This is a genomic window from Anaerobiospirillum succiniciproducens DSM 6400, from assembly GCF_000482845.1.
Lineage (GTDB): Bacteria > Pseudomonadota > Gammaproteobacteria > Enterobacterales > Succinivibrionaceae > Anaerobiospirillum > Anaerobiospirillum succiniciproducens.
In genome coordinates this window covers 1-22,358 of sequence record NZ_AXWV01000031.1, presented here as the reverse complement: position 1 = coordinate 22,358, position 22,358 = coordinate 1, and the positions used below count along the sequence as shown (strand labels likewise).

The window sequence follows — 22,358 nt, the reverse complement described above, 5'->3', positions numbered from 1 at the left end:
TCTACATAGCATTTTGAATTACGAAAGTAAGATTGTATTCTCGATGCTTTTATCAACTGCACTATTATTGAACAATTTCTACTTAAACTTTCTAACACAAAAGCTATATGGCAGTTGTCTTGAGCTTATAAATATTGGCGGAAAAAGAAAAGCAGCACATGTGGCTGCTCTTTTAGACGTACTAAGAAAAAGAGCAGCCCGAGGGCTGCCCTTTTTCTTATGTGATTTGATTGCTACCCGTGATGGGAGCATCTTTGAAACTTAGCGGTATAAGCAGACGCTAATCTCAGGATCGTTCATGTTCTCCTTGGTGTACCAAAGAGCACCGGTATCAACGTCCTGAACTGGCTTGCCGTTAACTGCGTCAACAGCTAAGCGAACTGCCTGGTAACCAATCTGAACTGGGTTCTGAGTAACAGCGCCGGTTAATACGCCGTCTTCCATTGCGTCAAGAACCTTGGTGCCTGCGTCGAAGCCAACAGCGATAACCTTGTCGCTACCTAAAACGTCTAATCCTTCGTTAGCAGTGATGATTGCGTTGGTAGCAAACTCGTTAGAGCCGTAAACAGCGATGATGTCTTTCTTCTCTAAAATAGCAGAAGCAACTGCAGCAGCGTCAACGTCCTTAACCTCAGCTGGAATACCTACGTCGAGGATAACAGATGCGCCCTTAACTTTAGCGCGTAATGAGTCGTGACCTTCAACAGATACCTTGTCCTTACCTACAGCTGCTACGAAAGCATCAACGAAGCCCTTAGTACGGGAAACGATGGACTGTGAGTTGGACTCCTGAGCGATAACACCAATACGTACTGGCTTGTCTGGAGTTGCTGCATCAAGCTTTGCCTGGATGAGCTTCTTGAGCTCAGCAGCTGCTAAACCACCAGCAGCGGTGTTGTCGGTAGATGCGGTTGCCTTAATTGCACCCTCTGGAGCATCAGGTACACCAGAGTCGAAACCGATCATTGGGATGCCTTCATCCTTTGCCATTTGGATGGAGTCGAGCATAGCACGAGTATCAAGTGCTGCAAGGCAGATTGCAGCAGGCTTAGTGGCGATAGCAGCGTTGAGGTACTCTACCTGCTGAGCAATGTTGGACTCATTGTCTGGACCTTGGAAGTCAACAGATACGTTGAACTCTTTAGCAGCCTGTTGGGTACCCTGCTCAACGGCCTTCCAGAATTGGTGCTGGAAACCCTTTGCTACTACGTTAATATGCATCTGATCTGCTGCAAAAGCAGAAGCGGAGAAAGCTACAGATGCAGCTGCGCCTAAGGCTAAAACTAACTTGCTAAGCTTCATAGAAAAATCCTTGAGATCAATTTTCTTTTAACACTGTCTACTTTAGATTAGTTCCAAGCTTTGCATTCATGCATCATTATGCATTGATGCTCGGTAAGGCAAATTCCTTGAGCGGCGAGCTTAATTAAATGTACGCCTGTACTTCAGTATCTACTAAGTTCTTGCAAGCTAACTTAAGAAATCCTCATGACTTAAGCGCCTAGTGTAAAACGTCAAAGTAGATGCTGTTTACTAATCTTCATAAAAAGCGTTTTTAAGTGATGCCATAATTAAGTTCATATCCACTCTAGTCACGGCTACCAAACCTTAGTCAGGGGCTTAGTACCTACATCTAGACCTTCAAGTACTTAATCTGGCAAATACTCACCAAAGCATGTGCAATGGCTGTGATGCACCAGAAGATACAAGAGCAAAACTAAGTCTTGCTATAGCAAAGAAGCATCTTCTGGCTAAAGTCCATTCGCAACGAGCTGCAAAGTAATCTCACGGCGAACAAACTATTTGCAAAAGCTCAAGCCTTTCCCTTAGTTAGTCAGGCTAAAGTACAGTCCTTGTGCTCTTACTAAATTCGTACGGTCTTGCTTGTTTTTTTTCTTCTGTCTCTTAGCCGCAAGCGACAGGCAAACTGCTTATGCTGCATCCAATCAATGCCCAGCAGCTTGTTGTTGCGTCGTGCTCTTAGCACGGCTTATGTATAAGTAGCTTGGCTACTTAAGTAGCCGCCATCTAGTGCAGTGACTAACTGTCTACATGGCGGATACTAAGCTGCAAGTGCAGCTAAGTGGAGCGAACGCTGCTTTAGCAGCGAAAGCCGCCTTGCAGCGAGAGCTACTGTAGCAGCAAGCGGTGCTTTGCAGCGTAGGCTGCATGGCGGCGCTTGCAGATAAAGCAGCGTCACAGGGACGCTGCTAGCCTTGAATACTATCCTGCAGTGTTGGCCAAAGCTGCAGGGGCCTTTGGTAGTACCTACAGTGTGTATTACTACCTGCTTGGTAAGTTATGGTCTTTGTACTATAGGATAGTAACCTACAATACTTAGCTCAATCTTATGAGTAAGAAATTCTTCTCTCTTGCCAAGCTCATTTGAGGTGGGACTTACCGCTTGCGCGTGCCTAGCTATGCGAGGCCCTTACGCTTACGGGTTAAGATATCCATGTAAACAGCGAATACCAGAATGATACCTGTAATGAACATCTGATAGTGTGACTGGACACCGATATAAGGGAAGCCAATCTTAAGCACTGTCATAATGAAGACGCCGATCACAGTACCAAAGATGGAACCAACGCCACCAGCAAGTGAGGTACCGCCGATAACTACACCAGCAATTGCATCAAGCTCGAAGCCGTTACCAGTATTTGGCTGGGCGGTGGTGAACACTGCTACGTAAGCAATACCTGCTAAAGCAGCAAAGAAACCAGAGATGATGTAAGCAATAGTCTCGTAGTAGTTTACGTTAATACCGGAAAGACGGGTTGCTTCACGGTTAGAACCGATGGACAGAATGTAACGACCAATCTGAGTACGGTTTAATACTAAAGCCATAACGATAACGCAGATGGCTAAGAGAATGAAACCAGTTGGGAAGTTACGTGGCAAGAAACCATCGCGTGAGGTAATCATGAAGATCTCACGGAACCAAGCACCATCAGCAGAGCCTTGTGGGAAGGAAATAGTCTTAGTGCCTGAAACGATAGAACCTAAACCACGGGACATCATCATGGTACCTAAGGTAGCGATGAATGATGGCAGACCAAAGTGCGTTACTAGCAATCCGTTTATCAAACCAAAGAGCACACCTGTGGCGAGCATGGTTAATAAAACCAGAGGCATTGGCAATCCGGCTTCCATGAGCGTACCGCCGACGAGAGCCGAGCAGATCGCAACTGTACCAATGGACAGATCGATACCGCCGGTGGCAATAACGAAGGTTACACCAATGGCCATGAAGGCAATGTAGTAAGCAGACTTAGAAATATTGGTAAATGTGGTTGGCTGCATGAAACGATCAGTCATCATCGCAAATACAGCACAGATGAGTACGAGGGCCAACACCACAGCGGCCTGTTGGTTAGAAACCAACTTCTTTAATTGATCCACGGAAAACTCCTGCTTTTTCACAAGCCCCTGTCTAAAGTAGCTAAAGGTTAGAACCTGTGGCGAAGCAGCTATGAGGCTGCTTGGCGCTTTTTATGATCTTGCCTTTAGTTATTGCTTTGATGCACTTAAGTGCTTAGCACTTTTAGACAATGGGTAAGAGAGCAAACTTACCTATATGAGCTTTACAGACAATCTATTGAGGATGAAGTACTAGCGGGTAGCTAGAGTCATAATCTTTTCCTGAGTAGCCTCTTCAATTGGAAGAATGCCAGTTAACTTGCCTTCGCACATCACGGCCACACGGTCGGACATACGCAGCACCTCAGGAAGTTCTGATGAAATCATGATGATGGCTTTACCTTGTTTAGCCAGCATTTCCATCAGATTGTAGATTTCACTCTTAGCACCAACGTCGATACCACGGGTTGGCTCATCGAAGATGAGAATATCAGAGTCATCAGTCAGCCATTTTGCGATAACCACCTTTTGCTGATTACCACCAGAGAGCTTCTTGATGATCTGCTTAATGCTTGGAGTCTTGGTCTTGAGCTCACTGACATACTTTTTAGAGATTTCCTCAGTTTTAGCAGTGTCAATGAAATTAATGCCCGAGATGAACTTTTGCAGTGAAGCGATAACAGTGTTTTCTTCAACTGACTTGTCTACGAGCAGACCATAACGCTTACGGTCTTCTGATAAATAACCGATACCGTGTGCTACTGCATCTTTTGGAGACTTGATGGAGACTTCTTCACCATTGATGTAAATCTTGCCTGAATCCATCTTGTCTGCGCCGAAAATCAAGCGGGCAGTTTCAGTACGGCCAGCCCCCATCAGTCCAGAGAAGCCAATAATCTCGCCTGCATGTACCTCAAAAGATACATCCTGAACAAACTTGCCACGATTTAGGTGCTCGCACTTTAAGAGAACCTTAGCATCTTCTGGACAGGCTGATTTGGTCTTAGGTGCAATATAAACTGCGCGGCCAACCATCATCTTAATGATGTCGTCCTTTGAGCAGGTCTTAGCATCTAAAACACCAACATACTCACCATCACGCATTACGGTGATACGATCGGAGATCACGTTGATCTCGTCCATACGGTGAGAAATGTAGATGATTGCAGCTCCCTTTGACTTCAGGTCGCGAATTACGCGGAAGAGTTCTTCAATCTCGTGATCGGTGAGAGCTGCAGTTGGCTCATCTAAGACGATGACCTTGGCGTTTTTAGAAATAACCTTGGCAATTTCAACCATCTGCTGCTTACCAACGGTAAGCATACCTACCTTGACTGATGGATCGATGTCGACGTTCAAAATCTTGAACAGTTCGCTAGCCTTGCGCTCCATCTCGGCATCATCGATTAAGACGCCTTTCATGGACTCGTGGCCAATGAAGAGGTTCTGAGCTACTGTCAGATCCTTCATCATATTCAGCTCCTGGTGCACAATGGCAATACCTGCAGCCTCAGACTCGGCAGGACCATGGAACTCAACATCCTTTCCGTCATAGAAGATACGACCCTCATCGCGTGAGTAGATGCCGGTTAAAATCTTCATCAGAGTAGATTTACCTGCACCGTTCTCACCCATCAGGGCATGTACTTCGCCCTCGTAGAGATCAATAGCGCCGTTCTTGAGCGCAGGAACGCCGTTGAACGCTTTCTTGATTCCCTGCATGGACAAAATTATATTAGCCATACTTTGTTTCATCCTTTTTGCTCAACGCTAAGGGTCGTTTTTAGTGAACTCTTAGATTTGAACATCTAAGACCATTGCTAAAACCTTAACTCATCAAAAGGTGGCGATCTGAGATCACCAAGCACATGGTCTATGTTTTTGGGTGATGCCCCTCGGACTCAATAGCACAGCAGGTCAAACAGAGCAAAGTGAGATGCAATACTATTGCAAGCGTGGTTGGTAGTACGTCCGTGTTGCTACCAACTGATAGCCACGAGCTTAAGCTCATGATTATCAATAGTTACCTAAAAGCTGCTTGAGATCTTTTAGGTTTGTACACTAACTAAGTGCTAAGCGTACCTTGCGGTAGCTGAGCGTGGCGAGCATACATATATGTGTGCCCAGTTAAGTAAGCATACATATATGTGTACTCAGTTAAGTAAGCATACATATATGTGTGCTCAGTTAAGTAAGCATACATATATGTGTACTCACAGGTAGTTTTAAAGTAAGAGCAGTATTTACTTAGAGCTTAGGCGCATGTGAGATAAGTAATAAGTTGCTTGTCACTACCTTTACTGACTCAAACTTGGATAAATACTATTTATCGCTATTCGATCTTTAAGAGCTACTAGCCCTGTTAAACAGGCTAGTAGCTTGAATCTATGCCTTAATTAAGAGTGTTACTCTTAGGCGTTGGACTTACGCTGACCGTAGGTCTTGAACTTCTCAGCCATTAAAGTCATTTCCTCATCTGGGAGGATGTGAGGCTTGCCCATGCAAGATGCCATATAGTGGATCTGAGAGCAGTACTCAACTTCTTCAATGATATTGAAGGCGTTTAATAAGTCCTGAGCGCCAGATAAGATGCCGTGGTTAGCCAGGATTACAGCACGACGATCTTTCATGTACTCATAGGAGTTAACTGCTAACTCATGAGTACCGTAGGTTGCATAAGGAGCGCAACGTACATTAGGACCGGCAACAGCAACCATGTAGTGTGAAGGTGGCAGATCTTGACGCAGAACTGCAAGCACGGTTGCATAAGTAGTGTGAGCGTGAATAACAGCATCGATATCGTTACGGTGACGATATGGCATGAGGTGCATTTCCCACTCTGATGATGGGGTCTTAGTGCCCTCAACGGTCTTGCCGTCTAAGTCGATAATGACGATATCCTCAGGACGAATCTCAAAGAAGTCGATGCCTGAAGGAGTGATCGCTACAGTACCATTCTCACGATCGAATACAGAGAGGTTGCCGCCAGTGCCCTTAGTCAGGTTTGCAGTAACTAAACGCTTGCCAAACTCAACTAAATCATGACGTGCTTTTTCCATCAGCATAATTGTGTTCCTCATTAAGTACAGACCAAATGTCTGTGTGCACCTTTGTATGCTTCAAATAAGCTGATGAGTACATACTAAAGATGCTTATGTCTTGTCTTGCACAAGACGTAGAGCCAAGTCTCTTACAAGGTTGCTATCTTAGAGCTAAAGCTCTAAAAAAGAAGCCTGCTAGGGCCTAGGCTCTTAAAAAGTAGCCTGCTTTAGGCAGGAAGAGACAAAGCTAAGCTGCCTCTTGAAAGCAGGCTACGTTGAGTGTGTGTGTTGATAAGACTTAAGCAAGTACTCTAAGTCCTAAGCTAAATGGCTATGCCACTTTAGCTTTGCTATAAGCCAAAGCCCTTGCAGGATTTGGCTTAGCGCTCTTTAGATAAAACTCTATTAGAGCTTGTACAGAGGGCCGTAGTTCTTGCATGCACGGAAGTCTTGGCCTTCCTTATCCATACCGAATGCGTTCCAGCATGATGGACGGAAGATCTTGTCCTCTGGTACGTTGTGGCCGCATACAGGGATACGGAGGATGGAGGCTAAGGTGATTAAGTCAGCACCGATGTGGCCGTAAGCGATAGCACCGTGGTTAGCACCCCAGTTGTTCATTACGTCATAAGCGGTCTTGAACATAGCGCTCTTGCCGTCGCAACGTGGAGCAAACCAAGTGCAAGGCCAGGTGTAGTCAGTACGCTTCCACAGCTTCTCAGTAACCTCTTGAGGTAACTTAACAGACCAGCCTTCAGCAATCTGTAGAACTGGACCTAAGCCCTTAACGAGGTTTAAGCGCATCATGGTCATTGGAACTTCAGCGTCAGTTAAGAAACGTGAAGAGTAACCGCCGCCACGGAAGTAGCCTAAGTCAGCTGCGTTCCAGGTGGTTGCCTCTAAGCACTTCTTAATGTCTTCATCAGTCATGTCGTACCATGGCTTGATGGTGCGGTTGCCCTGCTCATCACGAGCTTGGCAGGAGAAGTCTAATGCAGATGCACCTGAGTTAATTAAGTGTAAGAAGCCGTCGCAATCCTTAGCATGGCCTTCAAGATCGTAGCCGGTTACACGCTTAACAGCATTGCCTGACCAGTAAGTACGTACGTCAGAGAACATGGTGGCGCGGTTGGTTAATAACTTACCAAAGAGCATACCGAAGCCGTTTAATACGTCATTCTCGGTAGCTAAAACCATGGTCTCGCGCTTGCCGTTCCAGTCAAATGAGGAGTTTAATAAAGCCTCAGCGTAGTCGCCGTTAGGGTAGAAGTCAGTCCACTGTCTTTGACCCTGGAAGCCTGCTGCAATAGCGTTGTGGCCTAAAGCCTCTTCCTCACAGCCAGCTGGTAAGTTCTTGTTGCCCTTCATGAGGTCCTTAACGATGACCATCATCTTAACAACGAACTCCCACTGCTCTTCCTTAACCTCTGGAGAGTTCTGCATGGACTCAGGGTTCTTATCGAAGCCTTCCTTGCAGTAAGCCTTGGTCCACTCCATGGCCTTCTTGAACTCTTCTGGGTCGTAGATGTTGTTTTCCATACGACGGATGATTTCAACCTCATCTACAGACTCAACACGCATGCCGAGGTATTCTTCGATGAAGTTAGAGTCGATGATGGAACCAGCAATACCCATACAGATAGAGCCGATCTGCAGATAGCTCTTACCACGCATCTGAGCTGCTGCTAAAGCAGCGCGGCCAAAGCGTAAGATCTTCTCTTGAACGTCTGCAGGAATGGAGGTGTCGTCAGCATCCTGAACTTCGTGGCCATAAATACCAAATGCTGGAAGACCCTTTTGTGCATGACCTGCTAATACAGCAGCTAAGTACACAGCACCTGGACGCTCAGTGCCGTTAAAGCCCCAAACACCCTTAATGGTGTGCTTGTCCATGTCCATGGTCTCAGAGCCGTAGCACCAGCAAGGAGTTACGGTTAAGGTGATATCAACACCTTCACGACGGAACTTCTCTTGGCAAGCAGCTGCCTCAGGAACACGACCGATAGTGGTATCAGCGATAACTACCTCAACAGGGGTGCCGTCGGTGTACTTTAAGTTAGCGCGCAGTAAGTCAGCAGCGCTCTTGGCCATATTCATGGTTTGCTCTTCAAGAGACTCACGAACCTTCAGTGGGCCGCGACGACCGTCGATAGTAGGACGAATACCGATCTTTGGATGTGACATGGTTTAACTCCTGATGAAATGAGCCTACACAACGACCGAATCTTAGTAAGCAAGACAAAAGCATAGCTAAAAAAATGCAAAGTGCTTGGCTTTAAAGAGTGCTTGCTAAGACAACGACAATCCAAAATGGTCGTTGTACATTGCTCTGAAGAATCTATATTGAGCAAGTCTTTGCATGCAGAGGGATTACTCACTGACCCTCTGCATGTGCCTACAAACAGTAGTTTGGTAAGCTAGTTAAACTGTATGGCTATTGGTTATGGCCTACAGTAATGACTTGTAGAGTTCCTTAATATCAGCAACTGAGGTATCACGTGGATTACCGCCAGTGCAAACGTCATTGAAGGCTGACTTTGAGAGGAAGTCTAAGTCCTCTTCCTTAACGATAGCCTTAAGATCCTGTGGAATGCCCACATCACGAGAGAGCTGAGCAACGGCATCAATGGCAGCCTTGCGATACTCTTCTTGTGACATGCTCTCAGCACCCTTAACACCAAATGCCTTAGCAATTGATAAGTACTTGTCGCCAGTGAACTCAGCGTTGTACTTCATAACTGTTGGCAGAATGATGGCGTTAGCTACACCGTGTGGGGTGTCATAGTGAGCACCTAATGGGTGAGCCATGGAGTGAACAATACCTAAACCTACGTTAGAGAAGCCCATACCAGCTACGTACTGAGCTAATGCCATGCCCTCACGGCCCTTAGGATCACCCTCAACTGCTAAACGTAAGTTTGCAGCGATAAGCTCGATGGCCTTGATGTGGAACATGTCGGTCATATCCCAAGCAGCCTTGGTAATCAGACCTTCGATAGCGTGGGTTAAAGCGTCCATACCAGTTGCAGCAGTTAAGCCCTTAGGCATAGAGGCCATCATGTCTGGATCAACCACAGCGATCATTGGCATGTCGTTAGGGTCAACGCATACAAACTTACGATCCTTAGCTGGATCAGTAATTACGTAGTTGATGGTTACCTCAGCTGCGGTACCTGCAGTAGTTGGAACTGCAATGGTTGGAACAGCATGGTTCTTGGTGTCAGCTACACCCTCAAGGGAAACTACGTCAGCAAATTGAGGGTTGGTGATGATAATGCCGATAGCCTTGGCAGTATCCATGGAAGAACCGCCACCAATTGCGATGATGTAGTCAGCACCTGACTTTTTGAAAGCCTCAACACCGTGCTGTACGTTCTCAATAGTTGGGTTGGCCTTGATGTCTGAGTAGATTTCAAAATCTAAGTGGTTCTCAGTTAACAGATCGGTAACTTTGCTGGTAACGCCAAACTTGATTAAGTCAGGATCAGAGCAAACAAATGCCTTTTCAAGACGGCGTTGCTTTACCTCAAGAGGAATGTTCTGGATGGCACCTGCGCCGTGATAAGAGACGTTGTTGAGAACAATACGATTGGCCATAAGTATTTCCTACCTACATGAGTCCCACAATCGCTCAGACTGTTAAGCCGTATCTTTGCTACTAAACAAGTATTAACTTTGCCTACATGGCGCTTAGCTTGTCAGTACAAAGTAGAGCTTATTCTTAAGCTCTATATACCGGCCTGTCAGCTTGGGTGGTGGAGGCTATAGAAAGTTATGTGATTGTTTGCAGCTATGTTTTAAGTGTCGCTGTGTAGCACTTTAAGCAGGTAGGTCAGGCTTTTATCTTAGTTAATCTTGCAGTCTGCCTACGTGCTTTTGTTCCCTAATTCCAAGGAGTGGAATCTTTAGACAACACCCTTTTGCAGAGTGATATTGGCATACAGAGCCTTTTCTGAGGTGGCGATAATGCAGTATGCCTTCTTAGCATCCTCGTAGAATGCAAAGCGTTCAATGTTTTCAAAACACTCAGCGCCGCGCTTATCGTATTTAGCAACGATAGCCTTGTACTCATCCCAAATTGGAGTTTCTACAGGATCACCAGGAACAACCTGCATTAAGCTCACAGGCTTGTCGCAGTAAGTATCGAGAGGGAATACCTGTAAGATGGCATCTAAGATCTCTGGTACGCCATGACCATCAGCACGGATGACATAGCAATTCTCACCCATGGACTCACTTGGGAAGTTGCCATCAGCAATAACGATACGATCTGAGTGTCCCATTTCGCAGAGAATCTTTAACAGATCAGGGGAGATGATTGGTGGAATGTTCTTCAGCATGAACTTGCCTCCAGCGTAACTGATGCATATCTCAGTACGCTTGTCTTAAGCACTAAAGCTACAAAGTGATCTTTAGTCATTGTGCGCCCAAGCATTTATCTACAGGAGAATCAATGATTGAGAACCAAACTCAGGCGCAAGACTCATCAGTGTTATTTGTAGTGCAAAGCGCAAGACAAAAATGGTAATTTTTTCATCTCAAAAGGTAGGTTATTTACAAAAACTACCAAAAACGGGACGTTTTGGTAAATTTCATATGTCTAAAATACTGTAATGACCATATTTTGCTAGTGTTTTGGTAAATTTTTAACCTTTCAAACTATTTTACAAAAGGTGATAGAGATTTGATTTCAAATATCACCTCTTTTCAAAAACTGGAATCCACATCTCATTTAACAGCGAAAAAGCCCAATATAACGCCATTTGCGTAATATCTAGGATCCAAGCTGTTTGCATATCTACCGCATTTGTCTTACATTTTTGCCTATCAGTCACAACCTCTCTCTTTGGTAAATTATTCACCTTAAGAAACATTTTGTGCCTACCATTTTATGCCCCCTATTCTTGAGTAAGCCCTCCACTGCAAACAAAATGATAAAACCGCATACACACGCCATTTACCCCCATTTGAAAGCCCAAAAACTAGCTTATTTCAAGCAACACGACCTCAATAAACTTATCCAAGATCTGATTGAGACCATCCACCACATCACATCACCTGAGCCCAAACCAAGTAAGAGTACAAATCTATACAGAACCACCCAGAGTTTGTCTTAAAACCTCCAAGATTCTATAAAGAATTGAAGATACAACTTTGTATCAAAAGCTCATTAAAGTTAACTGCAACTAGCAGCAGCTGCAACACCATTACTTATAAGAGCCTAGGATTGCTCTATCCATAGATGAGCATCAATAAGACTCCAGAGTTTGACTGCGCATTCAAAGGGACTGACTTATCAGATACAAACCAGGCAAATCCGCCCCGGATCGGCTGCTTAAAGCCAAGCTAAATTTGAGATCATGTTAGCTGTTGAGTGGGACTGTGCTTTTATAAAAGAGCGTCTGCTCTTGATTGAAGGTGATTAGAGGGCAAGTGAAATTGCTAAAGACCGGATCTACCAAGCTTGTGTTATTTGCCTTTGCTTGCTTTTGTTAGGTTCCCATAAAGCCTTGTCTAGCCTAGCTTGGCGAGATCTTATTAGTCGTGGTAGCCGTTTGGATTTGTCTGCCTGGCGCAGTTTTATTAGTTTTGGGATCCGTATGTCTTTGTCTGCCTGGCTGGCTTGCATGCTTAATTGAGGTTGCCGTATGGCTGTGTATGCCTGGCTTGGTTTTATTAGTTGGGTGGAGCGGAGGGATGGTTTATTGAGTTTGCTTGGGGATCAAAAAAGGCCTCATAGAAGACTATAAGGCCTTTAGCTTTTGGTATGCACTTAAGTGTAATCAAGCATGTTTTTTAAGCTGTTCTTAACAAAGGGGACAATTGCAAGAACGGCTGCAAACAGATTAGTTGTGCACCATAAGCTCTGTGGCTAGCTTAGAGCTCTAATCTGTTTGGCTTAACACCGTGCTTTTAGCCAATAGGAGCCAAAACTCAAAACTCGGTGTATTTAAGCTAATCAACACAACTGCTTGATCGTGGAAAGTCCGCATGCAAATATGCGGTAACAGGAAGAAAGATGCAAAACACTTAATACTTTGCTCAGCCTTGGCATGTTGTGGGACATGCTCTTTTATGTACTTGTTAGCAAAGTGATTAAGTATGTGTTCTATAAGATCGCGCCTTATAAAACGCTTCCCATCTTCTTATCCGCTCGAGGGTGGGAAACAGTTTTATGGGCATGTCATAAGAGACACATTTGTTAAAAAAGCTGTGTGGAGACTGCGTGCTTAAGTGCCTAAAAACAGGCTGCTCTTATTTCTAAGAGCAGCCTGTCTAAGGTCAATCCTTACCTGTTAGTAGTTAAAGCAGTGCAACGCTTGTACTACATGAGAGACTTGTAGAGCTCACGAATCTCGAATACAGAAGTCTCACGTGGGTTGCCAGCGGTGCAAACGTCAGCGAATGCAGACTCAGCGAGGAAGTCGAGGTCTTCTTCCTTAACGATGTTCTTGAGGTTGTGTGGAATACCAACATCGTTAGAGAGCTGAGCAACAGCATTGATTGCTGCCTCGCGGTACTCGTCCTGGTGCATGTCATCAACACCCTTAACACCGAATGCCTTAGCAATGTGACGGTACTTGTCGCCTGTGTAGTCAGCGTTGTAGCGCATTACGGTAGGCAGAATGATGGCGTTAGCAACACCGTGTGGAGTGTCATAAGTAGCACCGAGTGGGTGAGCCATACCGTGAACCAGACCTAAACCTACGTTGGAGAAGCCCATACCTGCTAAGTACTGAGCTAAAGCCATGCCCTCACGGCCCTCAGGCTCGTTGTTTACAGCACCACGTAAGGAGCGAGAGATGATCTCGATAGCCTTGATGTGGAGCATATCGGACATTTCCCAAGCTGACTTGGTGATGAGGCCTTCGATAGCGTGGGTTAAGGCGTCCATACCAGTTGCTGCAGTTAAGCCGCGTGGCATTGAGGACATCATGTCAGGGTCGATAACTGCGATGCAGGCCATGGCGTTTGCGTCAACGCATACGAACTTACGGCCACGCTGTACGTCGGTGATTACGTAGTATGCAGTTACTTCAGAACCAGTACCTGCAGTGGTTGGTACGGTAATGGTTGGAACAGTTGGGTTGCGGGTTGGAGCAACACCTTCTAAGGAAACAACATCAGCAAACTCTGGGTTGGTGATGATGATACCGATAGCCTTGGCAGTGTCCATTGAAGAACCGCCACCAACAGCTAAGATGTAGTCAGCGCCGGAGGCCTTGAATGCTGCAACACCTGAGTTTACGTTCTCGATAGTTGGGTTTGGCTTAACGTCGGAGTAAATCTCGTATGGCAAGTCTGCATCGTCAAGTAAGTCGGTAATGCGGTTGATAACCTTGAACTCGATCAGACCAGGATCGGTACAAATGAAAGCCTTTTTCCAGCCGTGCTGCTTAACTTCAGTAACGATGTGCTGAATTGCGCCCTGACCGTGGTATGAAACTGCGTTGAGAATGATGCGGTTTGCCATAGTAATCAATCCTGAATGTTATTTGTTGACTTACGCCTGCCTGAAGAGGTGCAAGAGCAAATTTGCTTTTTCTTCAGTCGACATGCAGGTGGTCATCAACAAGTTTTAGTGCAATTCTTTAAGTCGACCAAACTTAAAGAACCTGTATACCAAATTTGTTCAACTCACTAGAGCTGAACTAATCAACTCATAGAGGCCTCGAAGACACGCTGTAGTTAGAGTAGCTATCAAGCCACACTCAAAGTTTTGCAAAGTGAAGTGCGTGTGCTTCGTTGCGTTGAGGCTATTTTTCCTAAAATCACCAAGTAGTTATGGTAAATTTTTAAGGTATTTTGGTAGATTTTATTAGTACTTTTCGTTAGTTCATTGGTAGATTTCAGTATTTACAAGTGTGAAAAACCACTTATGTATAAGCATTTTGCAAAAATTGCCCTATGCACTTTCTTGCTGTGAAAAAAGTCGTTCTAAAAGGAGATCCACATTTGATTTTCCTAGTAGATAAGGATTATCACTTGATTCTCTCATGTTCAAATTCTCAAGTAGCAGAGAGCTTTATCCCCAATTTGAGCAATTTTTAATCTTCACTTGCGTTTTCTTGCACTAGATCCTTATCACACAACGATCTACGTCACATTCACTCCTGTGCTACAATGACGCTGCAAATTTGCCGAGTCTACAAGGCTCCACTAACTAAGACTTAAAGATCATCTTTGAGTAACTACAATCAATTAACTTTGGTTAATACACAATATTGACCGTAAAAAGCGTCAATGTGTCCTAGATCGCTAAAACGGCTAGGAAGCTAAGCAAAGGCACTGCTGTTAGCAAAGTTAGCCAAGTAGTTACACGCAAATGCCAAGTTCGATCCCATACATACGCTCCAGCCTATACTTATATATGCTGAGCGTTTGTTATATGACCACTAGCAAGCATCTGCAGATGCATACATGTGCATATTTGATTGGCAACTGCATCTAATAAATGCCGCAACTAGTGACAGTCTACGCTTGATCCTGGCTTTGCTAAGAGCTTTATAGCACTAGATGAACTTATGTCTTCTTACCGGTAACTATTAAATGATTGATATCAAGGTAATAAACCCACCTTATCTCAATCCGCCTTATCAACTACGCGATCGTTTTAGAACCTATCTGCCTGTAGTTGTTGATGTGGAAACTGGTGGTTTCAACCCTAGAACTGATGCTCTGCTTGAAGTCTGTATGATCACTGTACAGATTGATAATGCAGGTAAGCTCACTCCAAAAGATCGCTTTAGCGTCAACATCCGTCCTTTTGAAGGCGCACAGCTTGTAAAGAACAATATTGATTTCTTAGGCATTGATCCTTTCGACGAAAAACGTAATCTTGTCGATGAGGCTGAGGCCATGAAACCTCTATTTAAGGCTGTGGCAAAAGAAGTGAAAGCTCAAGCTTGTACCAAGGCTATCTTAGTTGGTCACAACGGTGCCTTTGATCTAAGCTTTATCAACGCTGTAGCAGAGCGCATTAATTACAAGCGCAATCCTTTCCACCCATTCTCAGTTATCGACACAGCATCATTAGGCGCATTAGTGCTCGGTCAGACCGTGCTTTCAAGAGCATGTATCTCTGCAGGCATTAGCTTTAATGACAACAATGCCCACTCTGCTGTCTATGACACCGAAAAAGAGTGTGAATTATTCTGCTCGATCTACAACCGCTTCACTATGTATGCCGGTCTCCCAGGTAGGGAATAAACTACCTAAATTACAGCCTGACAAGATGCCTAAAAATGGTACCGACAAGCAGCATATGCTTGTACTTGCCACGACTGTATCTGAACGCCCGCTCTTGCGGGCGTTAAAGTTTTAGCGCTACTAAAAAAGCAATCTCCTACGGCCTAATCAGAGCATTCACGCTCAAATCACTATCCGCAACAACCTGCCTCAAAATCCCCAACCTCAAGTTAGATCTGCACCAATTACACAGCATCTGTAGCCATGGCCAGATCCAAGATCTTAAGAGACGTGTAAGTTTCTACGCAACGTCTAAGATAGCTGCTACTTTTATCAAAAGCCCATAATCATCTTCAAAATCAAGTGATAACCACCTTGCAAGGTGAGTGTGATGAAACATCAGCACAATAGCCTTATCTGCGCTCTTTTTATCCTTACAAGCTGCAAAAAAGCCAGTTACCTTTTTAAAGTAGCTTAACGTGGATGCACTTGATAGCCGTGATCTGCTTTTGAACTGATAATCGATAAATTGCTAAGAAAGTCGTGGTGCATTCTTGTGAAAGTGATGAAAATGTTCGAGAGGCATTGCACTCAATATTAGATACGATACATATCAGGCTCAAGCGGCAAAAGCGCAAATTTGGTCGTGTAAAACAATGCATCTATGTTGATCGCCTTTGTCTGCGTAATTGAGAAAATCACATCATGTGATAAGAAATTGTGAGTTGTGAGCTTGTTATATGAAGCTTTAAGGCATATGCTGTTTTTAGTTTCACAAATTTTGGAGCATCGCAATGTCTTTTGAATTAGTTCCACTCAAGTACGAGAAAAACTCTTTAGGTTTCCTTTCTGAGAACACCTTAAACTTCCACCACGGCAAGCACTTCAACGCCTACGTTGAGACCACCAACAAGTTAGTTGCTGGTTCTAACTACGAAGGCAAGTCCTTAGAAGAGATCATGCGCACCTCCGATGGTCCTTTATTCAACAACGCTGCCCAGGCTTGGAACCACGAGTTCTACTTCAACTGCATTACTGGCGAGACCAAGGCTCCTGAGGGCAAGTTACTCGACTTAATCAACCAGAACTTCGGTTCTTTAGAAGAGTTCAAGCAGAAGTTCGCTGCTTCAGCTGTTGCTAACTTCGGTTCTGGCTGGACCTGGCTCGTTCAGACTGGCCCTAACCTCCTGAAGATCATGAACACCTCCAACGCAGCTAACCCACTCGTTGACGGCTTCACCCCAATTTTAGTTGTTGACGTATGGGAGCACGCTTACTACCTGGATTACCAGAACCGTCGTGCTGACTACCTCAAGGACTTCTTAGAGCACGTAGACTGGACCTTCGTAGCTTCTCAGATGCGTGACGTACAGTAATCTAATATCCTAGATTTACTGCAGCTCCTGCTTTAAATGCCCACAAGGCATAAGGTTTTTAGAGGGCCTAAGCGCCCTCTTTAAACCATAAAGCAGGAGCTTTGTTGTTTTTGTAGCACTAAAAACTCAACATCCGCCAGTAACAATCCTTCATCCCTCCCCGCTAACGCAAGAGCGCTCAAAGGCCTCGCGTATCTTTTGTCCCGAAAGTATCTTTGGCCCCCACTTACTATCATCTGCACATCTTTTTGCAGCTATAGCATTAGCCGCAAGTCAGATCCATTCTCTAATAGCTAGTTCGATCCATTCATTAACAGTAAGTCAGACCTATTCTTTAACAGCAGGTAAGCTCCGTTTCTATTTCCGTTAGATAACGACATATCTACTGGAAGCTTTGTCTGTTATGAAGAGCAACTTGCATAAGAACAGCAAAGCTATCATTAACTAGCTTAGCACTTTTCCACGCTGAGCTCTTTGCATCCGACAAAACGATCTTTCATCTACCATCTTCAATATTCAATATTCAATTTCCTGCAGCTCAGCTCAGCTCTCGTGTCATGTTGGTGCGCTTGCACCATTCAATTGCATAGTTAACTTTACAAATGGGCAGGTTGCTGTTGCTTTTAGCTGTTGAGATTTGCTTAAGTTAGCCTGCACTCAGGTAGCTACAAAACTAGTCTACATATACACTGTTTGCACTTTTTATTTGCTAAAAATATGTAGCTTTCGGCTTTGTTTTTCGCATAAATATCGAGTTTTAGGCGAGCATAGTAAACTTGCATGTAGATCACAGTTTTACACTTACACAAAAATGTTAACTTGCCATATAGCCTCATTGTGTTAGTTTTTACTCAGCAGCTTTTCAAGCTATGCATAAGATGTCTTGCTTTAAGCCCATGATTAGTTGTTCATCAGCACTACTCCATTAAGCAACTCATAAGCGCTGATGTGTGACTAAGCCAATCGATTCTTGGGCTAGCAACTGACTCTGACTGTAAGACCCCAGTTAGCATAGCTTTTTAGCTGCTAGAGCAATCCTTGTATGTGTCTTCCATACTCATAGCCCAATATAGCGGCCGTGGGATCTAGTTCAAGCCTAGGTTTCACGGCCGTACATTGGTACACATAAAGGTTAACTCTAATACAGTTACTACAATCACCTGAGCGAGTCTGTCAGGACTATTGTTTTATGGATACGCCCGTAGTCTTGCTTATGTGCAGAGTAGCAGCTTTTCTCTGCTCATTTATTTTTGATAGTACGCATAAGTATCGCTCATATGCTTTTTGACCTTAGCCAAGAGATGCGCTTGTATCTTGGTTTAGATTCTTATGCACTTGTATCTTGGTTTAGAGTCTTATGCGCTTGCTTTTACATCATGTATTTTAATGGGCTGTAGTTTTTTAGCCCGCTTGATGGCAAGTCTTTCGTTGTTGTGTTTATTAGCCACCTCATGCTCACTATTGAGTGGCAAGCTTGAAATACGATGCGCCAAAGCATCCTTGCTTTTCTGAGTAATTATTTACGTTTAACCGGTGGCTGTTTTAGCGCAAGTGCATTTAGTTTCTTAACTAACTTGAAGCACTTTGAGTGTGTAAGTGCATTCTAATTTGCCGCTTACTGACACTTGAGTGTGATCTTGCTTATAAAAACATAAGTTATTGTACAAAGCTGATTTATTTGATCAGCTAGTATTCGCTATCTAAAGTAGAGCGCGAGTATAATTCTCCGCTCGCGGCGGCTCTTAACAGCACTGAAGCTAAAAAATGCGTCATCTTGTACGAGCATTACAGCTTTTTGATAACAGGTGCTAAACAGTAGATAAGAGCATGCTCTAAGGATTTGATTTACGTGTACATCTCCTATGTCTTTATGGCAGCAAAAGAAATTTGTGTCTAGCCACATACATAGCTTAGAAAACTACTTTTAGCCTAAGGAACAAGCTGCATACTATTACAAAGAGCAATTTGAGAATGTACCGCTTTTTGGCAACTAGCTTTAAAGCATGCATGTAGCTGCTTTAAACCAGTTTGCCAGGCTTTAGCATCATAAATAAGGTGCAGTGCCTCGTCATTCATAGAGTTTAGATTGAATGCAAGGGCATAAAGACTTGTACCTTCTTTGAGATTACAGATAAGTAATGATGCTCAGCCCTTAGTTAATCGTAAGGAGGGGGTATGTTGATTAAAGATCAAGCCCATCGCTACAAAGAGTTAAACGCACCGGAGCGACGAAACTTCATAAGTGCCATCATTGCCACTGTTTTTGGCAAGGTAGTGCTTTCAGGTATTTTCTTACTTGCACTTTTAACCTTAGGTTTCTACACCTTAAACTCTTCAACTGTATACGCAAGCCCACAAGGCTTTACCCACAATCAGATTCAAAGAGCCTCTCCTAAAGGTTTTGGTATCGAAGGTACTCAACCAAACACCGTCCACGGTGTCCTGCACAATGGCCACACCAACGACTATGTAGTTTTAGAAGGTCGTTTTAGCTACAAAGAGAAGTCTGACACCATTCAGTACTACTTTACCGATGCAGCTGGTGACACCATTGCTGTAGATATCAGCAAGTCCAATAACGCTGCCCCTCCGATTCCTGATCTCAACTACTACCTCTGGGGTCAAGTTCAGCAAAGCTTCTTCTCTACCTCAATCAATGTAATTGAGTTCACTCCAATGGGCTAAGAAGCTAATCACAGCTTATGCACTCTGTGCAACATTGCTGGCAACCTAAGCCATGCTCCAAGCTTAGCCTATCAAGCTAGCCACGATCTTAAACATGGCTAGCTTAAGCATCCTGCCCATAGACTTCTTATTTATCCGCCAAAAATCATCCGTAACGCATGGCAATTGCAATCTAATCCTTGCTACGGCATGCCTATCCTTTTGATCTTAGGTACTGCTATTACAAAGTTGTTGAGGCTATAGTTTGATCTAGTGAGGCTGCAGCTCCCCACTTAACTAAGTCTGATCTTGTGAAGCTGCTGATCCCACTTCATTAAAGTGATAACTAAGGCTTATGCACTCTTGGTTAAATGTGGTGCAAAGTATCCTAGATAAGCTAAATATCTACTTACTATGGTGCAAGTGCCGTATAATCATGGCCTCATATCAGACAAACACAAGGCTTGCAGTCATTAAGCGTACTCGACTTTATTGCTATGAAATTCACCTTTAAGTAGATGATTTGCTGTAGCTTGAGCTACTGTTCTTATTATCTTTAGCTTTCTTGTAGCTACTGATGATCTTTATGATCTAAGCGCTAGCTAAAAAGGCGTATACATCATGATCATGGCTGCTAGTTAATGATCTTTGTGATCGAGTGGCGCTGTTATGTTTAGATGTATGGCGCTGCATCGTGCAATCTTGTGTCTGAGTTTAAGCATGATAGACATACAAGGCTTTTACGCGCCATTGGCTCTAGCTTTGATAGCGCACGGCCCTTTGCTGTTTGCGGGTGACTAAAGCTTTTTTTGCTATTTGCGTGTGGCTTTAGTTAGCGCTTGTATGTTTAGTTGACTGTTGCGTAGTGCAGCGGCGTGGATACTTAGGTTTATAACAATGTTTCAGCTTAGGCAGTCATTCTTTCTCTTCTTAACTGCGACCATTTGGGGTTCAGGATTTGTGGCCCAGTCCATTGGTATGGATCACGTCACTCCTTTTACATACACCTTCTTTAGAACCTTTATTGGTGCTGTAGTCTTATTGCCTATCGTTTTCTGGATTAAATCTCGTTCAGCTAAGCAAGAGCAATCAAGTGCGCTTGATGCCGATAGCTCTAATGTGGATGTACAAAAGGCGCATGAGTCTGTCACCTCCAAAAATTACCAGCGCAAAGATCTCATCATGGGATCCTTAGTTTGCGGTGCCTTTTTAGTGGGTGGTGAGTCCTTTCAGCAGTATGGTTTGGTTACCACAGATGCTGGCAAGGCTGGCTTTATTACCTCCATGTACATCGTCTTTGTGCCAATTGTTGGTCTCTTTTTAGGCAAGAAGATCAATATCAGCATTGTAATTGGTGTATTGCTCTCCTTAATCGGCCTGTACCTTTTATGCGTTAAGCAGGATTTAACCTTTGAAAAAGGCGATCTCTTAATCTTAATGTGCGCCTTTGTCTTTACTTTCCATATCTTAGCTATCGACCACTATGTACATAAGTGCGATGGCGTGTACCTCTCTTGTGGTCAGTTCTTCTTTGCCTCATTAATAGCGCTCATCTTAATGCTCATCGTCGACTATGACGTCTTTGCCTGGGAAGATGTATGGGCAGCATCCTTAGCTCTGCTGTGGTCTGGCGTAATGAGTAATGGCGTTGCTTATACCCTGCAGGTAGTGGGTCAGCGCGGTATGCATCCAACTATTGCTACCATCATTCTCTCTTTAGAATCTGTAATGGCCGTAATCTTTGGCGTGCTCATCTTAAATGAGTCCCTGACCTTAAAAGAAGGCATTGGCTGTATCCTTATCTTAGTTGCGGTGATCGTGGCTCAGGTAAACTTAAAGACTCTCATTGCCCTCTTCTCAGGCCGCAAGACATCTGTTAATAGCAGCGACGATACGCTTGCATCTGAGGGCAATGGGCAGAGTGCAAAGAGCGCAGCTGAGGGCAACTAAAAGCCAACTACACTATTTGAGCAAACGCATATGCCATGTATCTGCACTTGCTTAGCATCCTACTTTCACGCCACATTTTTCAAAGGCAAGATAGACTCTCTATCTTGCCTTTTGTATTTAAGGCTGCAGCAAAACTTTTTTCATGTTTAGGCTGAATTATTTATGGTTTAAGGTGATGGTGTCTATCTGCTTGAGGGATCTGCAAATGTCACTTCCAAGAGGTCTATTTGTTGCTATGAATTAGTGCAAAGTACGATCTACTTTTTGAAGTAGCTCCTTTCTATGGTGCAATTCAAGAGTGTTGTAATACTTGTTATCACCTTGCTAAAGAGCAAGTTTGCGATAACTTGGCTTGTATACAAGCTTTGTTAAGTCAAGTTGAGTTAGTAGACTTACATTTTGTAGATTTGACGTTTTAGAAAGTGCGCTCAGATAGGCTATAATAAAGAATCAATTTTTTAAAATGTTACGTGATACAGATCACTAACATTTCAATGCTAACAGCTCCTGCGCTGCAAGTTTGCTTAGCAAAAACCTTGATAGCTTCATATCGCTGCTACACTAACATCTGAGCTTAATCTTTTGCACTTTTACCTGCCGCTATAGTCTTAAGCACTAAGCATTTTTTAGGCTATTACTATAATTGTGTATAGATAGAGCAAGTAACAGTTTTGAAAAATATAGAAAAATGTGTTAATATACATTTATTATGAGCACATATAAGATTGGACAATTTGCTAAATTGGTACGCCGTACCCCAGCTACGATCCGACGTTGG

At 43.9% G+C, this 22,358-nt stretch carries 12 protein-coding genes; 4 read left to right on the top strand and 8 right to left on the bottom strand.

Annotated elements, in window-relative coordinates; all coding sequences use genetic code 11:
• Positions 1-261: 261 nt before the first annotated feature.
• The 8 genes from H524_RS0105500 to fucO (H524_RS0105455) all read right to left on the bottom strand — a co-directional run bounded on the left by H524_RS0105500 (position 262) and on the right by fucO (H524_RS0105455) (position 13,875).
• On the bottom strand, positions 262-1,302 hold the full coding sequence (locus H524_RS0105500; RefSeq protein WP_044121565.1) for a substrate-binding domain-containing protein: 1,041 nt from the start codon (positions 1,300-1,302) through the stop codon (positions 262-264).
• 1,116 nt (positions 1,303-2,418) lie between these two features.
• Positions 2,419-3,402: an ABC transporter permease gene (locus H524_RS0105495; RefSeq protein WP_156907549.1), complete on the bottom strand. Its 984-nt coding sequence runs from the start codon at positions 3,400-3,402 to the stop codon at positions 2,419-2,421.
• Between the two features lie 210 nt (positions 3,403-3,612).
• Positions 3,613-5,103, bottom strand: a complete 1,491-nt coding sequence (locus tag H524_RS0105490; protein WP_027939502.1) for a sugar ABC transporter ATP-binding protein — start codon at positions 5,101-5,103, stop codon at positions 3,613-3,615.
• 668 nt (positions 5,104-5,771) lie between these two features.
• Positions 5,772-6,425 carry an L-fuculose-phosphate aldolase gene (locus tag H524_RS0105485; RefSeq protein WP_027939501.1) on the bottom strand — a complete coding sequence of 218 codons (654 nt, stop codon included), beginning with the start codon at positions 6,423-6,425 and terminating at the stop codon, positions 5,772-5,774.
• A 381-nt stretch (positions 6,426-6,806) separates the two neighbouring features.
• On the bottom strand, positions 6,807-8,585 hold the full coding sequence (locus H524_RS0105480) for an L-fucose isomerase (protein WP_027939500.1): 1,779 nt from the start codon (positions 8,583-8,585) through the stop codon (positions 6,807-6,809).
• Positions 8,586-8,849: 264 nt separating this feature from the next.
• Positions 8,850-9,998 carry a lactaldehyde reductase gene (fucO, locus tag H524_RS0105475; protein WP_027939499.1) on the bottom strand — a complete coding sequence of 383 codons (1,149 nt, stop codon included), beginning with the start codon at positions 9,996-9,998 and terminating at the stop codon, positions 8,850-8,852.
• A 308-nt stretch (positions 9,999-10,306) separates the two neighbouring features.
• Positions 10,307-10,741, bottom strand: a complete 435-nt coding sequence (locus H524_RS0105470) for an RbsD/FucU family protein (protein WP_027939498.1) — start codon at positions 10,739-10,741, stop codon at positions 10,307-10,309.
• Between the two features lie 1,985 nt (positions 10,742-12,726).
• Complete coding sequence (gene fucO, locus H524_RS0105455; protein ID WP_027939497.1) at positions 12,727-13,875, bottom strand: lactaldehyde reductase; 1,149 nt, start codon at positions 13,873-13,875, stop codon at positions 12,727-12,729.
• 1,076 nt (positions 13,876-14,951) lie between these two features.
• Here fucO (H524_RS0105455) and rnt point away from each other — a divergent pair.
• The 4 genes from rnt to H524_RS14415 all read left to right on the top strand — a co-directional run bounded on the left by rnt (position 14,952) and on the right by H524_RS14415 (position 21,580).
• On the top strand, positions 14,952-15,611 hold the full coding sequence (gene rnt / locus H524_RS0105450) for a ribonuclease T (RefSeq protein ID WP_044121563.1): 660 nt from the start codon (positions 14,952-14,954) through the stop codon (positions 15,609-15,611).
• Between the two features lie 773 nt (positions 15,612-16,384).
• Positions 16,385-16,966 carry a superoxide dismutase gene (locus tag H524_RS0105445; protein ID WP_027939495.1) on the top strand — a complete coding sequence of 194 codons (582 nt, stop codon included), beginning with the start codon at positions 16,385-16,387 and terminating at the stop codon, positions 16,964-16,966.
• Positions 16,967-19,141: 2,175 nt separating this feature from the next.
• Entirely contained in the window at positions 19,142-19,651 is a 510-nt protein-coding gene (locus tag H524_RS0105435; RefSeq protein ID WP_027939494.1) for a hypothetical protein, read from the top strand.
• Between the two features lie 876 nt (positions 19,652-20,527).
• Positions 20,528-21,580 (top strand): DMT family transporter, encoded by a 1,053-nt coding sequence (locus H524_RS14415; RefSeq protein WP_044121562.1) that lies wholly within the window; start codon positions 20,528-20,530, stop codon positions 21,578-21,580.
• Positions 21,581-22,358 lie beyond the last annotated feature (778 nt).

Excerpts from the sequence above, each read along its gene's own strand:
- H524_RS0105490 (WP_027939502.1), bottom strand. The coding sequence starts at position 5,103 with ATGGCTAATATAATTTTGTCCATGCAGGGAATCAAGAAAGCGTTCAAC.
- H524_RS14415 (WP_044121562.1), top strand. The coding sequence starts at position 20,528 with ATGTTTCAGCTTAGGCAGTCATTCTTTCTCTTCTTAACTGCGACCATT.
- rnt (WP_044121563.1), top strand. The coding sequence starts at position 14,952 with ATGATTGATATCAAGGTAATAAACCCACCTTATCTCAATCCGCCTTAT.
- H524_RS0105470 (WP_027939498.1), bottom strand. The coding sequence starts at position 10,741 with ATGCTGAAGAACATTCCACCAATCATCTCCCCTGATCTGTTAAAGATT.
- H524_RS0105445 (WP_027939495.1), top strand. The coding sequence starts at position 16,385 with ATGTCTTTTGAATTAGTTCCACTCAAGTACGAGAAAAACTCTTTAGGT.
- H524_RS0105485 (WP_027939501.1), bottom strand. The coding sequence starts at position 6,425 with ATGCTGATGGAAAAAGCACGTCATGATTTAGTTGAGTTTGGCAAGCGT.
- fucO (WP_027939499.1), bottom strand. The coding sequence starts at position 9,998 with ATGGCCAATCGTATTGTTCTCAACAACGTCTCTTATCACGGCGCAGGT.
- H524_RS0105480 (WP_027939500.1), bottom strand. The coding sequence starts at position 8,585 with ATGTCACATCCAAAGATCGGTATTCGTCCTACTATCGACGGTCGTCGC.
- H524_RS0105500 (WP_044121565.1), bottom strand. The coding sequence starts at position 1,302 with ATGAAGCTTAGCAAGTTAGTTTTAGCCTTAGGCGCAGCTGCATCTGTA.
- H524_RS0105435 (WP_027939494.1), top strand. The coding sequence starts at position 19,142 with ATGTTGATTAAAGATCAAGCCCATCGCTACAAAGAGTTAAACGCACCG.
- fucO (WP_027939497.1), bottom strand. The coding sequence starts at position 13,875 with ATGGCAAACCGCATCATTCTCAACGCAGTTTCATACCACGGTCAGGGC.